Source organism: Mycobacterium sp. OTB74, from assembly GCF_029892685.1.
Classification (GTDB): domain Bacteria; phylum Actinomycetota; class Actinomycetes; order Mycobacteriales; family Mycobacteriaceae; genus Mycobacterium.
The window spans coordinates 125,812-140,031 of record NZ_JARXVD010000011.1; the positions used below are offsets into that span (position 1 = coordinate 125,812).

The following is a 14,220-nucleotide window of genomic DNA, read 5'->3' on the forward strand; positions in this document are numbered from 1 at the left end:
GAATCGGCGTTGACAGGACCGACTCGCCACCCCCGGCCGACACCGAGCGACCGAGTGGTCGTTGACTGTCAGGCCAGGTGCTCGCCGAAGAAAGTGAACACTCGCTGCCACGCGTCGGCCGCTGCTTCTTTGTTCTCACCAAACCCGGTGATGCGCGCTAGCACCTGGGCCGGTACGCGGTCGGCAAAACTGTGCCCTGCCCCGACGTATGTCTTGACGTCATGGGCAATGTTCTTGTCGTTCAACACTCCTTCCAGGCGTTGTCCACTGCCACGGTTCAGCAGATCGCGCTGCCCAAAGCTGGCGACGATCGGGCAGGCGCCGTCGAGGATTTCGGCGTACTTGCTTTGAAGAGGCGGTGGGTAGAACGGCGCCGATGCGCCGAAACCTTTGGTCGAGGCCACGAGCGCGAACCCTCCACCCATGCAGAATCCGGCGATGCCGACCGCACCGGTGCAGTCGGGCCGCTGTGCCAAGAACTCGCGCGCTGCCGCGATGTCGGTGAACGCTCTCCCTTTGTATGCCATGAGATCGCTCATAACCCTTGTCATGCAACGAATTACACCGCCGCGAGCGAACATGTCAGGCGCAACGGCCAAGTAGCCGTTGTCGGCGATTCGACGGACGACCTCCCGGTGAGGAGCGCGGAGCCCAAATGCATCGTGGATGACAACGACACCGGGCCACGGTCCTGCTCCCGGCGGCACCTCAAGAACCGCGCCGATAGTGCCGTCCGGCGTCTCGATATCGATATCCGCCACGAACTCACATCCTTCGATAGGCAATCGTCTGATTGCAGTGTGACAACAGTCGTGGGTAACCGCCAGGGCCCAGGACCACATGACCCGGTAGGTGTCGCACACCAGCCCGCCAACCGGTGATCGCGCTGCCACATCTGTCGGTTCCTCGTAGACCGGGGTACTGACGTAGGCCGGCAGGAAATTCGGCCGTACGATCCTCGTCATCGGCGTCAGCGCCTCGAGTCCGCGCATGCTTTCGACCGCGATCCAGCGCGGTCGGTGAGAAGCGGTGAGTACGCGCAAATCTGAGCAAACCCGAATCATCGCCGGACTGGTTCACCGGAAACACGCCAGCACCTGTACAGCCAAAGCGTGAGCCTCTTTGCGCCGAAAATAAAGTAGTGCGCTACTGAATTCACCTCTCCGCACTCCAGTTACGGTTCGTGTGTCGTTGCCTGCGACCACTCGGTAAATCCGCTGCGCGAGGACTATTCGATGCGGGCCGGCACTACTCAAGGAGGTTGCCGTGGAACTTGTCCTTCACCCCGTTGTCACCGCCGGGGTCGCTCTGACCGCCGCTAGCGTGATCGCTGCCGTGCCGGTCGCGCCACCGGTGATTCACCTCTCGGCACCACCTGTCATGACACGAGCGGTGCAGTTCACCGACGCTTGGAGCGATCTGGTCACCAACACCGAAAACGACCTGGCAACCCTGGGCACGTTGGCGGCGGCAAACCCTCAGAACAACCCGACCGACCCGGTCCTGCAGCAGCTCGGTACCAATCTGAACACCTATGTGACCGAGCTACTCAACGGACAAGGCGGATTGATCCCTGGGCAGGTGCAAACCCATCTGACGAACCTGATTCAACAGGTTCCAGGTGATGTGCTGGGGGCCGTGGTTAGGTCCGTAGTGGCGCCGGTGCTCGGCGCGATTGGGGTGTATAACACGCTGTCAGCGTTTGTGACCCAGCCTGTCCCGAATCCCGTTGACATACTGCAGATTCTTTACCAGACGCCGGCCGTTCTCCTCAACGGCATACTCAACTTCACGGAGGCTTTCCCCAACTTTGTTAGCTTCGGCTGCCTCCCCTGCGGACTTACTTTCGTAACAGTCCCGCTTGGGTTCCTGACAACAAACGGCCCGATCGGGCTGGTGCTCCAGGTGCGTAATGCGATCGCTAGCGCGCTGTCCCCCGCCGAACCATCTATGCCGGCTACAGCCAGCGCCGTGACCACCGCTACTGCGAAAAAGACCACGGTTACGCTGACCGTCAAGCCGCCCACTGGTTCCACGCCGTCAATCGCCACCGCCCCCAAGAGCGCCACGGCGGTCTCCACGACAACGAAAACGGGAACACCACGGGCGCCACTGAACACGACGATGAAAACCGTTACGACACAGCACAACACGCCAGGGAAACGTGCCCCTGCGGTGGGCCAGAAGCGGTAAGTCCGCGACCTACAAGGGCCTTCCTCTGCCGCAGATACCTGAGGCACGACCTATACCGGCCATGAGGCGGGCTGTGCCTCATCGTCTTTCGGCCAACTACCTTGTGTGTGGCGCGAGCTGCGCAACGCTCACTGACGTCCCACCGAAGGACAGGTCTCGACCGACGGTTGCCTAGCGAGTCCGGAAAGGTAATAATAAACCAACCGTCGGTCTAATAATTGGGGATGCTTGTGGCCCGGACAGTCAATGTTGCCGAACGCACGGCGCGACGGGACGCCATCCTGGATGCAGTGCAAAGGCTGATCCTGTCGAAGGGCCATGAGCGCCTTACGGTTCAGGACATCCTCGATGATCTACAGATCTCGAAGGGCGCCTTCTACCACTACTTCGACTCCAAGCCCGCGGTCATCGAGGGACTTACCCAACGGCTCGTCAGCGATTCACAGACGGCGCTCACCCCGATCGTCGAAGATCACGAGCTGAAAGCCTTTGAAAAGCTGCAGCAGTTCTTCAACGAGATCATTCGCTGGAAGTCGTTGCGCCAGAACCTGTTCGTGGCAATGCTGCCCGTCTGGTATTCGCCCGATAACCTCCCTTTCCGGGTGCGGTTGGACATGGCCGTGGCGGAACAACTGGCGCCACTGCTGACGGCCATCGTCCGCCAGGGGGTCGACGAGCAGGTGTTCGTTACCGCCTATCCCGAACATGCGGGCCCGATCATCATCGCCCTGATCCAGTCGCTGCAGGACGCAATGGCTCAGCAGCTACTAGAGCTGGGCAGCCAATCGCGCTCCCCTGCGCGCGCTAAGGACATGGTGGCCGCCTATGGCGCACACATCGAGGCGATCGAACGCTATTTGGGCATACCGGCCGGCACGCTGTATCGCGCAGACTCGCGTGCCGTGAACAACTGGATCGCCGCCCGGCGGCGAGCGCAATGAACGTTGAATCCGTCGACCCGTTGATCAATCGGCTCGCCAAGACCCTTGCGGCACATCGCGAATACGACAAGGAGTTCGGATGGATCAGTGGAAAACCACATGCCTGGTGGTCGGCGGTGGCCCGGCCGGAATGATGCTCGGCTATCTGCTCGCGCGATCAGGTGTGCAGACCATTGTGGCGGAGAAGCATGGTGACTTCTTCCGCGACTTCCGCGGCGACACAGTGCATCCCTCGACCACAGAACTGCTTGACGAGCTTGGACTACTCGATGAGTTCCTGACGCAGGTGCCGCACCAAAAAGTGCAACAGCTGGGGATCGGATTCAAAGGCCAGACCTTCGATCTCATCGATTTCCGTCACCTGCCCACTGCCTGCAAGTACGTCGCATTCATGCCGCAGTGGGACTTCTTGAACTTCTTGGCCGCCCAGGCGGCGCGCTACCCGAGCTTCCGACTCGAGATGGACACCGAAGCGACCGGGCTGCTACGCCAGGGCGACCGAATCACCGGTGTGACCGCCCAAACCCCTGGCGGTCCGGTCGAGATTCACGCCGATGTCACAGTCGCGTGCGACGGGCGATGGTCGATAGTGCGGGACCAATCCGGGTTGCCGCTCAAGGAATTCCGGATGCCCATCGATGTGCTGTGGTTCCGGTTGCCGCACGGAGAGTCCGCCCCCGAGGCCCTCGGTTACCTCGGTGCCGGACAGATCATCCTGGCCATCAACCGCGGTGATTACTGGCAGTGCGGAGCCATCATCGAAAAGGGCGCCTTCGAACGGGTACGGGCCGAGGGGTTGGCTGCGTTCCGGTCGAAAGTGGCCGCGGTGGCCCCCTTCCTTGCTACCAGCCTGAACGCCCTGACTGACTGGGAGCAGGTCAGACTGCTCTCTGTCCGCGCCAACCGACTGCAACGGTGGTGGCTCCCCGGTTTGCTGTGCATCGGAGACGCCGCGCACGCGATGTCGCCCGTTGGCGGAATCGGTGTCAACTACGCCATAGCCGACGCAGTAGCCGCCGCTAACGCACTTGCGCGGCCATTGCGCGAGGGACAGGTGAGCGACCACGATCTTCGAGCGGCGCAAAGACGCCGTAATCCCCCAACGAGACTCGCTCAGTTCTTGCAGGGTGCGCAGACTGCAAATCTGGCTCGTATGAGCAAGGTCGACCCGCCACTCTGGATGTTGCGCCTCTTGAGTCGCTCCTCGCTGATCAAGAGAATGCTCGGCCGGATCATGGGGCTGGGTTTTCGCCGCGAACACATCCACACGTCCGAGCAGCCCGCCAAGTGATCCCGGTTTTCGCGGATAGCGTTGCAGCTCAGCATGTTAGTACCCAGCCAAATCGCGACGGCCCGCCCCTGCTACTGACTGCCGGACCGCTGCAACGCATCACCGAAACTCCAGATCGCGACGCCGAGCAGGACGATGTCTTTGAGCAGGAATTGGCCGGGCATTCCTGACAGCACGGGAATGCCGACGGCGTAGGAGGACACCACTGTTGGGGTCGTGAACAGAAAACTCACCGTGCCCAGGAACAGCAGAATCGCCATCGCGCTGCCGATCGCTGAGAGCCGGGCTGAGAGCGGCAACGCCGCAATCAGTACTGCAGCAACGATTTCGGCGGTGCCCAGGGCGCGGGCGACCGTTGTCACGCTGGCGACGTCGTAGAACCAGCTCATCAACGGATTATGTTCGATGAGCACCCTGCTCTCCATTTTCACGTGTTTGCCGAACCCGATCCACGCGAGGACCACTACCAGTCCATAGCGGCTCAGCGAATGTCCGATGTTTGTGGTGCGTTCGGCGAAATTTCCCGAAATCCGCAGCGGCCCAGCCATTTAGCCATCCTCCTCATCTGGACACGGGATTCGGTTCGCGAGGACATTCACGTTAGGTGGCCTTCCTGGTTGTCGGGTTCGGCGGTCACCTACGTGACAACGCCCGCTCCGTTGTCGTGAATTCCATTGGTGTTATAGGGATTCACAATGGCCCGATAACAAAACCAAATAGCGTCATTCGCTACCCAGACCCCGCTGGCGCAACCGTCTCCGTTGCAGTGAGCTCAACTTTGCTCTCCACTCCCTGTCGCTGAGCGGCCGGGGTTCTATTGCAGTGCGACTCCGAGTTCTTGAGGGGAACGGCTGGTGGCGCGATTGAAATAGACGGGCTGGTTAATCGCCATCCGTTGCCCGGAAAGCCTTCTGCATCGCGGTAGAAACATCGTGGCAGCGCCCCTCTCGGAAAAGTCGTGCTGCCAGAGGCGCGCGAAAGCCATTTGTCGAGATCGACGTACATGTCATGCTGGTGATCCGCGAATCTCATCACGCGCAGGGAGGCCGGGTTGGCATCGGGGAAGATGACTGCCGAGCGGCTCAACTTCGTCGTCGGCCATCTCGCTGGCTGCGACTGATGCCAGAACCAGGGCAAGACGACGCTGCGGAGGAGCAGGCCGCGCTCCATACCGTGATGAAGGCAGCGACGCTGCTACAGGAGAACGGCCAGTCGACCAGCATGACGCTCGTCGCCGTCGAACGGCTGAACCTGGGCCTCCGTATTCGCAGCACCCTCATCCCATCGTGGGCAGCACTGCTGCTGGCCGGCGCACGCGCCGACATTCCGGTACGAGCGGCATCAGTGTCACCAGTGGGGGTGCATATGGGTCGAGTGGCGTCTGTCATGCGCGCCATCGATCGCGCAGAAGACGGTCCGCTGGACCGTGCAACCGTTGACCGTGAGATTGACGTCGCGGCAGCCTTACCGACCTCTAACGGCATGGTCTTCACGCTGGCCTGCGCCACCGGTGCCGGCGCGTTGGCGGTTGTGTTCGGCGCCACCCATCCACTAGCAGTGCTATTGGTGGCCGTCGGTGCAGCGATCGGTGGCCTGATGCGACGGGGGCTGGGTCGGTTTGGGATCGGCACGCTGACGCAGGCGTTCGTTGCCACCACTGTGGCCGGACTGATCGGCGCGGCGGCCGCGCATCTGAACCTCGGTGCCGAGGCCGGGCTCGTCGCAGTCTGCCCGGCGATGGTCCTGGTGCCCGGCCCGCACATCCTCAACGGCGCCTTGGATCTGTTGGCGCTGCGGATCACGTTGGGTATCGCGCGGCTGGGGTACGCAACGCTGATCCTGGTGGCAATCGCCGCGGGCTTGGTGTTCGGGCTGCACCTCGGCGGGCAGACGTTGTCGGTCACGGACACCGGGGCGAACGTCCCGTTTTATGCCGACGTTCTGGCTGCCGGGGCTGCTGCGGGGTCCTATCCCGTGTACTTCTCGATGCCCTACCGCATGATTGGCTGGCCGGTGGCCGCTGGAATGCTCGCTCACGCAGCGCACTGGTGGGCGATCACGGGATGGAACGCGGATCTGCCGACGGCCGCGCTGTTGGCATGTCTGCTGGTCGGCGTGATGCTGATCCCCGTCGCTTACTACCTCCGCATGCCGTTCGCCGCGATCGGCTTTGCGGCCGTCGTGGCCCTGGTCCCAGGGATTTACGTGTTTCGAACGCTCAGTGGCGTCATCCCGTTGCAAAGCAACGCGTCCCCTGACTTATTGGCCGCGACGGCCTCGGATGCATCCGTCGCCATTCTCGTCGTGGCTGGCATGGCGATAGGTCTCGCGGTGCCGATGCGGATCCGGGATGCCCTGGTTTCCGCGCGATGGCAAGCCGGCAAAACGCGGCATTGAAGCCAGTAATCGCCGGCTGTCACAGAATGATTTGTGGCACTGTGTAATTCGATTCTTTCAGCTTGACTGCCAACAATTGCGATAGGGTGATCAGGTCGTCGAGGTGGTCGGCGTCAGCGATGCGGAATCAGAGGTGGTTCCGCATCTCATCGCGGGCTGCTACCAACTGCCGGGTACACAACGCCGGGAGATAGAGCAATGAAAACGCGTTGGCCGTCGCTCCGAATTGAAGACTGGACCGCTTCGCGCGAGACGCTGCACATGTGGATGCAGATTGTGGGCAAGATCCGACTGGAACAGGCACTGCTGGTCAACCATTGGTGGCAGGTCCCCTTCTATGTGAGTCCCCGTGGGCTGACGACATCGGCGGTGCCATACGGTGCAGAGACTTTCGATATGGAGTTCGATTTCATCGACCATCAGTTGGTCATACGCGCCAGTACCGGGCAGGCACGCCAAGTCGTGCTGGCACCGAAGTCGGTGGCGCAGTTTTACGCCGAAACCACGAACGCCCTGGGAGAACTCGGCATCACCGTGCCGATCCAGGCGCATCCCAACGAGGTCAATCCGGCCATTCCGTTTGCCACCGATCATGAACATGCGTCCTACGATGCCGATGCGGTGCACCTGTTTTGGCGTCAACTGGTGGCGGCAAACACAGTGTTGAACGAGTTTCGTGCGTTTTTCATAGGCAAGGCGAGCCCCGTTCACTTCTTTTGGGGCGCAATGGATTTAGCGTGTACCAGGTTTTCCGGGCGGGGGGCTCCCACGCATCCCGGCGGCGCTCCCAATGTCGGGGATTGGGTGATGGTAGAGGGCTATTCCCACGAGTTGAGCAGCTGTGGCTTCTGGCCGGGCGGTGGCGACGAAGGTGGGTTTTATTCATACGCATATCCCGAACCTGATGGTTTCGGCGACTTCGGAATTGAACCTGGGGAGGCGTTTTACAGCGCCGAACTCGGCGAGTTTCTGTTGCCGTACGAAGCAGTGCGGACCGCAGAGGATCCCGACCAGACTCTCATGACGTTTCTGCAGTCGACCTACCGAGCGGCCGCCGAGCTGGGCAACTGGAACCGTGCCGCCTTGGAGTGTGACCCGCATCGGTGGGACGACAAGCAGCACCACCACGGCCGGAGACCGTAACGGGTTCCCGAACCGGCGCAGGTGATTCCGGTTATCGACCCGGTCACCTTGACGATCGAACTCGCCAGCGCAGTTCTGCGAGGCGCGCAGAACGCCGCAGCCACCGTGCTGCGACCGACCCCGCGGCAACGCACCAACGGACAGCCCCGCTGTTGCCGCGGGTGTCTTCCAGAGACAGCGACCGGACGCCCGGACTGCTCAGGCCGCTTCTGTATCCCTTTGACCCAAACCTGATTTCGCAAGGCGTCCCACCCGACGACCGCGCCAACGCAGACGCCAAGATCTACGGCCCGGTGGGCGGATCCCCGAAACCAGCAGAGACACCGGCGTCATCGCCACCCAATGACACTGCCGCTGTGGCTCCCTCGGCATACAGCGGCGCAGGGTCCGGGCCGTCAGTCGCAATCGTCAAATACGACCCAAAGACAGGTCGTTACGTCGACCCGCAAGGCAACGCATCGGTTCAGACGAATTTGGCTGCTCCGCCAACCGAGTGGACCGACCTGCTGCTACCCACGGGGTGATAGTGGTGTTCGGCAACGTTGGTTGGTTACACCGATTCCGCATGTGGACTGATTGCCGACCGCAGCTGCCACTGTTACCGTTCTGCAGTCCCGTGCGACACAACGAGGAGGTGGTACCCGTGAACGAATCAACGTGGGTGCTCCTCTCTGAGGTCACGGTCGGGCGATAGGTCGTCCGGGAGCGCCGCATCAGGCACTTCCGAAAGGCACGACCATGCAATTCATTTCTGAAACTTTTCTCGACCACAGCGTGGTCGAGCGCCGCTTCATCCTCGGTGAGATTCCAGGAATCCTCTGGACTCCCACGGCGGCAACCACATCCGCACCGGCACCGCTGATCTTGGTTGGGCACCCCGGCGGAATCGACAACATGTACCCGCGCCTCTTGGGGCGGGTCCGGCGCGCCGCCGAGTCTGGCTTCGCCGCGGTCACGGTCGAGCTGCCCGGCGGCGGGGACAGGCCCCGACTGGCTGAGGTCGAGCAGGCTCGGATTGACCTACGACGGGCAATGGCAGCGAGTGGGCCAGTCACGGACGAGATCGTGGACCGGCTCGTGTTGCCTTTGGTCGACGCCGCAGTGCCGGAGTGGCAAGCCACTTTGGATGCTGTTCTTTCGACCCCCGAGCTTGGCGGCCCGATTGGGTACTCGGGAGGTTTTGTAGCCATCGGGGTTCGCTTAGCTCTGGTTGAGCCGCGCATCTCGGCTGCCGGTTTGTTCGCCGGGAGCTTCGTTCCGGCAGCCACGCTCGTGGAAGCACGACAGGTCACAATTCCTCTGCACGTGCTGCTGCAGTGGGACGACGAAGGCAACAACCGACAGGCGGCCTTGAACCTGTTTGACGCCTTTGGGTCTAAAGAGAAGACTCTGCAAGCCAACATGGGTGGGCACCTTGGTGTTCCACAGTTCGCCGGAGACGATGCGGCCAGGTTCTTCGAACGTCACTTGGGAGGCTAGCGACGGGCAGGTATCCCGAGGCGTGCTCACCTCGGGGCGTGTTGGCCCGCCCCAGTACACGTTGCGTCCGCGGGCCCAGCCGAATGCCTGCATAAATCGCGTACTAGGCGAGACATTTCAGGGTCAAGCCAACTGCTGATGTGACATGCTCCCGCAGAGGGTTCTGATTGCGTCGCATGGGGTGGTCCAACGGGAGGGCGTCGTGACTGTTGATGGACAGCGAGCTGCGGTCGGACCGAACTTCCGGACGTGTGTGGGACGTGTCGGTGGCTTGGCGGCAGCCCTCGGTGTAGGCACCATGGTCACAATGAGTTTGGGATGTGCAATCGCTTCGGCAGCACCGGGTAATTCATCATCGTCAGGGTCGACGTCTGCTGCCACCCAGACAGTCAACTCGGCCAAGCCAAATCCCCGACACACAACGCACGAAGCCCCGGACACCAACACATCCGCCGACAGCATCAACACGAATGTGTCCGCCGCTCACCGCCGACCAGATGATCCAACAGAAAGCACCGGCGGTCAGGGGCCGACCCAACACCACGGCGCGACGCCAAGTCGGCTTACCAAACTCACGGCCACCACGACACCGACCAATGCCTCGCACCCTTCGAAAAACAGTGCGCAGGCAACCAGTTCGGTCACGGCATCGCCGGCCGCGCCAGCACTGACCGTCGTGTCGACCGGTACCTTGTCACCGCCCGCCCACGAGCGACCGCTCCAGGACCCCACGCCGCCGGCGACATCCGTAGCCGCTACGCAATTCATCGATCAGGTACTCCATCTGGCGCCGGTTTCGGTAACGCAGACGCCGGCACCGTCACCGCTGAACAACGGATCCTTGCCCACCGCCACGCTGGCCGCCTGGACGCTTGCCGGCATCGTGCACCGCGAGCGCAACAGTGACCTCACCGCGGCACGATCGGCCGCGGCGGCGACCACGACCACGACCACGGCAGCGGCCACCGCCACCGCCACCCAGCAGAGCCAACCAATTGCGGTGGCTCCCGGAATTGTCGTTCCCGCCACTCTGGTCGGGCATTACACACTGACGGGACCCCCATCGTTCACCGACCAGCTCACCAATACTGCGTTGGGCCTCCTGCATCAGGTCTCCACGGTGATCGGCGTCGAGCTGTCTTTCGCACTGAGCCAGGCCATTTCGAGTGCAGACCCGCCGTTCTTCACCACACTGGGGCTAAAGGCCACCAAAACCACGTACACGTTCACCGATGACACCGGGAGCACACAATCGTGGAAGGTGTGGGAGATCAGCCCCACCCAGCCGACCGACGACGTGGTCATAGCCATCCACGGTGGGGCCTTCACCATTCAACCCAATCTCCTTCAGTGGCTGGATTATTCGCAGATGGCCCGCGACACGGGCGCCACCGTGATCGTGCCCATGTATCCGCTGGCGCAGAACGGCGGCGATGCCGCGGCGGTGGTGCCGCCGATGGCCGATTTCATCGCCGCCACGGTCGCCGACTACGGCGCTGACCACGTCAGCATTTACGCCGATTCCGCCGGCGGTGACATCGCGATGCTGGCCGTACAGAAGATTGTTCGTGACTGCGGCGGCGACGCAGCCTGTTTGGCAAGCACCCGACCGGACCACATGGTGCTCCTGTCTCCGGCGCTGAGCGGGACCGCCTTGTTCACCGACCCGAACGTCGCACTGATCGATGATCCCGTTGAGTCAGTTCCCAAACCCGGACAAGACCCCGGCTGGCAGGGCGACCTGCCAGACACCGGTCCTGACGCGCTCTTGTGGGATCCGAGCCAAGGCTCCGCCGCGGACCTGCCGGCCACCACCATCTACGTCGGCACCCGCGACATCCTCGCCCCCGACGAAATGACCTTCGCTGGGCGCATGGCCGAAGCGGGATCACCCATCGACGTCGTCATCGGGATGGGACAAATCCATGACTGGGCACTCGGGGGGCTTCCCACCAGTTCACAAGCACCCCTCTACCGCAACGACATCTACCAACAACTCGGACTGATCGAAACCACCTAGAAGTCTCCGATTGGGGCCGGCCGACCCCGCAGAGCGCATCCGGCGCGAACGCCGCTCGGCCGAAACCCGGTCATGGGCGGACCAGTCCTCGGGGTCGGATCAAGCCTAGGTCCAAGTGGTTGAGCCAGCCGGGTGCGGCGTCGCAGACGTCCGGAATCGCATTGATCGCACCCATCGCTGTCCAGGTATAGCCGGGATGCGCCATGCTGCCGTCCGGCTGCCGGATGCCCTGCATGATCAATTCGGTCGGCGGATCGCCCTCGATGACGATCTCGTACCGGGTCGTGCCCCAATCCCACGGTGGGTCAAGGCTTTCGGGGCCGGCCGTCACGTAGCTGGCGTGGAAAACGATGAGCGGTCGTCCGGCGACCCAGGCAGTCCACTCGTGCCGCTGTGCGGCAACGGTACCTGTGCCTATCGCACCTTCGGGGTATGGGATGTCCTGCGTCGCAACGGCGACATCGATATCGGCCGCGGTGACGGCGTCAATGGTCACCCCCAACCCATCGGCGATCATGTGCATGGACTGCGCAAAGAAGGGTAAACCTAGACCCAAAATTGTTGGCTCAGTGAGAAATTTCTCTTTCGCTTTGCCGAAGCCCATCCAATCGATGTGATCGAGCGGCGCATCTTTCAATACGTCGACGACCTCGTAGACGTGGATGGTGTCGATCCTGTTCATCACGCGGGCTAACGTCAACGGCAGGATATCGCCAGCGTAGCCGGGGTGGATGCCACCACCGTGGAACGACGTACTGCCCTCGGCGCATGCGGCGCGGATCTGATTGGCCGGCTCCAGGAAATCTGGGGACGGGTGGAAGAAACCACTTGTCGTCACGACGTTCTTCCCCGAGCGCAGCAGCCGACACACCATGTCGACGTCCATGATGATCGGCGTATAGAAGACGCAGTCGGCGTCGAGTGCAACGATCGCCTCGACGTCGTCGGTGGCGGTCACGCCGATCGGCGCAATGCCGGCGATTTCACCGGCATCCTTGCCAACCTTATCCGCGCTATGCACAAGCACGCCAACAAGATCGAATGTCGGATTGGTCGCGAAGTGCCGGATTCCGGCCTGCCCGACGTCACCAGTCATCCATTGGATTACGCGATAAGTCATGTCGAGGACCGTAGCCCAGGAGTGAACTCCACAGGGACCGAACGGAATCCACGGGTGATCGAGTTTCCGTGGAATTCCGGCCGGGCCGCGGATACAAGTCGGAAGTCGGGTAGCCGCGACAGGACCCGCTCCACCCCGATCTGAAATTCCAGGCGTGCCAGATTGGAGCCGAGGCAGCGGTGTACGCCCGCCCCGAAGCCGAGGTGACGGTTCTCGCGGCGATCGAGGACACAACGGTCGGCGTCCGGGAAGACCTTCTCGTCACGGTTGGCAGCGGCGAAGTTGACGATCACCGTGTCACCCGCGCGGAACGTGTGCCCGCTCAGTTCGATGTCCTCGGTGACGGTCCGGTGCAGCCCGTGGATCGAGCCCGCATAACGGATGAGTTCTTCCACGGCGCGCGGGATCAGATCGGGTGAGGCGATCAGCCGGTCCCGCTCCCCGGGATGGGCGGCAAGGTGGTGGAAGGCGAAAGACATTGCGCTTGCGGTGGTCTCAAGGCCGGCCTGGACGAGCAGCATCGCGTTGGCAACCGCATCCTCAAGTGGCAGCGCCTCGCCGTCGATCTCCGCCGCCAGCAGGACATCGATCATGTCACCACGGGACGGTTGGCCGATCCGTGTTGTCACGGCGTCGTGGATGTGCTGATACAACCCGGCCCAGGCCGCCATCCTGACATCGTCGCTCGGGCCGTTGAGTGCATCGTCGGTGAGCTGGAAGCACGTCGCAACGTCGTCTACGGGGATGCCCAACAGGTACTTGAACAGGACGATACCCGGCTGCCGCCAGGCCACGCGGGCCAGGTCGCCCGCGCCGTCCATGATGAAATCGTCTATGAGCAAGTCGGTTTCGTTGGCGATCTGCGGCTGCAGCGCCTTCATCTGGGCCGGCGAGAAGTACGGGTTGAGCACCTTGCGGAGCTTCTGTTGCCGCGGTGGATCCATCATCACGACCAGATCGCCGATGACATAGTCGGCGGATTCGGGGGCCGGGTTGTTGGAGAAATGTTCCCAGTCCTGGGCGATGCGGTAGCAGTCGTCGTAGTTGACCGCCACCCAGGCCCCGCCGGGGATGTCGGCGAGAAATGGATTATCAGTGTGTGGGAAGGGACAGCCCTGGCGCATCACGGAGTAGACGTCATAGAGCAGGTCATTGTCGTTGAAATCCGCGTGCCGCAGATCCCAGTTCTGCGCGTGGCTCTCCGGTGTGGCCGTCACGGTGTCGGCCTATTGGTCGACATCCGCGCTTCTCTTTCATCGTGTATGCGCACCAGTTCGCGGAAGCCGAGCCGGTGGTACTTGGGGATCGGCTGGATCCCCCACTGATCCTGTGCGGTGGCCTTACCTTCGGCACCCTCGGGGGGCCCGAACATCGGGTAGGGCACCTTGCATTCCATGGCGTCATTGGAATAACGGACCTTGAGCAGTTCGCTGCAGATTTGGGTAAGGCTCAGGGTTGGGTAGCCGTAGTAGATCGCCATGAACGGCAACGTGAAGGCGCCCTCCAGAACCAGGGCGACCAGACAGACCAGCACAGCGCGCTTGATCCACTTGTGCATCCGGGCGTAGTAGGGAGTGGTGCCGGGGGGAAGTTCTTCGGCCTGGTCTTCGGTGCTCGCTGGTGCGGTCACAGTTTC

13 protein-coding genes are annotated in these 14,220 nt (G+C 62.3%); 8 read left to right on the plus strand and 5 right to left on the minus strand.

Going from position 1 to position 14,220, the window contains the following annotated elements; genetic code table 11:
- Positions 1-68: 68 nt before the first annotated feature.
- Complete coding sequence (locus M2432_RS16270; protein ID WP_280827933.1) at positions 69-761, minus strand: dienelactone hydrolase family protein; 693 nt, start codon at positions 759-761, stop codon at positions 69-71.
- 505 nt (positions 762-1,266) lie between these two features.
- Here M2432_RS16270 and M2432_RS16275 point away from each other — a divergent pair.
- From M2432_RS16275 to M2432_RS16290, 4 genes are all read left to right on the plus strand, one after another.
- Positions 1,267-2,193: a hypothetical protein gene (locus tag M2432_RS16275; protein ID WP_280827848.1), complete on the plus strand. Its 927-nt coding sequence runs from the start codon at positions 1,267-1,269 to the stop codon at positions 2,191-2,193.
- Positions 2,194-2,417: 224 nt separating this feature from the next.
- A complete protein-coding gene (locus M2432_RS16280; RefSeq protein ID WP_280827849.1) occupies positions 2,418-3,134 on the plus strand; it encodes a TetR/AcrR family transcriptional regulator in 717 nt (238 codons plus the stop codon).
- Positions 3,131-3,268, plus strand: a complete 138-nt coding sequence (locus M2432_RS16285) for a hypothetical protein (protein ID WP_280827850.1) — start codon at positions 3,131-3,133, stop codon at positions 3,266-3,268. Before M2432_RS16280 ends, M2432_RS16285 begins: the two co-directional genes overlap by 4 nt.
- Positions 3,214-4,425 carry an FAD-dependent oxidoreductase gene (locus M2432_RS16290; RefSeq protein WP_280827851.1) on the plus strand — a complete coding sequence of 404 codons (1,212 nt, stop codon included), beginning with the start codon at positions 3,214-3,216 and terminating at the stop codon, positions 4,423-4,425. Before M2432_RS16285 ends, M2432_RS16290 begins: the two co-directional genes overlap by 55 nt.
- A 71-nt stretch (positions 4,426-4,496) precedes the next feature.
- On the opposite strand, the gene M2432_RS16295 is transcribed toward M2432_RS16290, so the two are convergent.
- Complete coding sequence (locus M2432_RS16295; protein ID WP_280827852.1) at positions 4,497-4,973, minus strand: DUF417 family protein; 477 nt, start codon at positions 4,971-4,973, stop codon at positions 4,497-4,499.
- Between the two features lie 571 nt (positions 4,974-5,544).
- Here M2432_RS16295 and M2432_RS16300 point away from each other — a divergent pair.
- The 4 genes from M2432_RS16300 to M2432_RS16315 all read left to right on the plus strand — a co-directional run bounded on the left by M2432_RS16300 (position 5,545) and on the right by M2432_RS16315 (position 11,464).
- Positions 5,545-6,822, plus strand: a complete 1,278-nt coding sequence (locus M2432_RS16300; RefSeq protein ID WP_280827853.1) for a threonine/serine exporter family protein — start codon at positions 5,545-5,547, stop codon at positions 6,820-6,822.
- Between the two features lie 198 nt (positions 6,823-7,020).
- The gene (locus tag M2432_RS16305; protein ID WP_280827854.1) at positions 7,021-7,965 is read left to right on the plus strand and encodes a DUF5996 family protein; all 945 of its coding nucleotides are present in this window, start codon (positions 7,021-7,023) and stop codon (positions 7,963-7,965) included.
- A gap of 738 nt (positions 7,966-8,703) precedes the next feature.
- The gene (locus tag M2432_RS16310; protein WP_280827855.1) at positions 8,704-9,444 is read left to right on the plus strand and encodes an alpha/beta hydrolase; all 741 of its coding nucleotides are present in this window, start codon (positions 8,704-8,706) and stop codon (positions 9,442-9,444) included.
- Positions 9,445-10,120: 676 nt separating this feature from the next.
- A complete protein-coding gene (locus M2432_RS16315) occupies positions 10,121-11,464 on the plus strand; it encodes an alpha/beta hydrolase (RefSeq protein WP_280827856.1) in 1,344 nt (447 codons plus the stop codon).
- A gap of 70 nt (positions 11,465-11,534) precedes the next feature.
- On the opposite strand, the gene M2432_RS16320 is transcribed toward M2432_RS16315, so the two are convergent.
- From M2432_RS16320 to M2432_RS16330, 3 genes are read right to left on the minus strand one after another with little or no spacing between them, the layout of a single operon-like run.
- Entirely contained in the window at positions 11,535-12,584 is a 1,050-nt protein-coding gene (locus M2432_RS16320) for a dihydrodipicolinate reductase (RefSeq protein ID WP_280827857.1), read from the minus strand.
- Positions 12,581-13,801: a cytochrome P450 gene (locus tag M2432_RS16325; protein WP_280827858.1), complete on the minus strand. Its 1,221-nt coding sequence runs from the start codon at positions 13,799-13,801 to the stop codon at positions 12,581-12,583. The genes M2432_RS16320 and M2432_RS16325 overlap by 4 nt, the downstream gene beginning before the upstream one ends.
- Positions 13,798-14,214, minus strand: coding sequence for a hypothetical protein (locus M2432_RS16330; protein WP_280827859.1), 417 nt, complete (start codon positions 14,212-14,214; stop codon positions 13,798-13,800). Before M2432_RS16330 ends, M2432_RS16325 begins: the two co-directional genes overlap by 4 nt.
- Between the last annotated feature and the right edge of the window lie 6 nt (positions 14,215-14,220).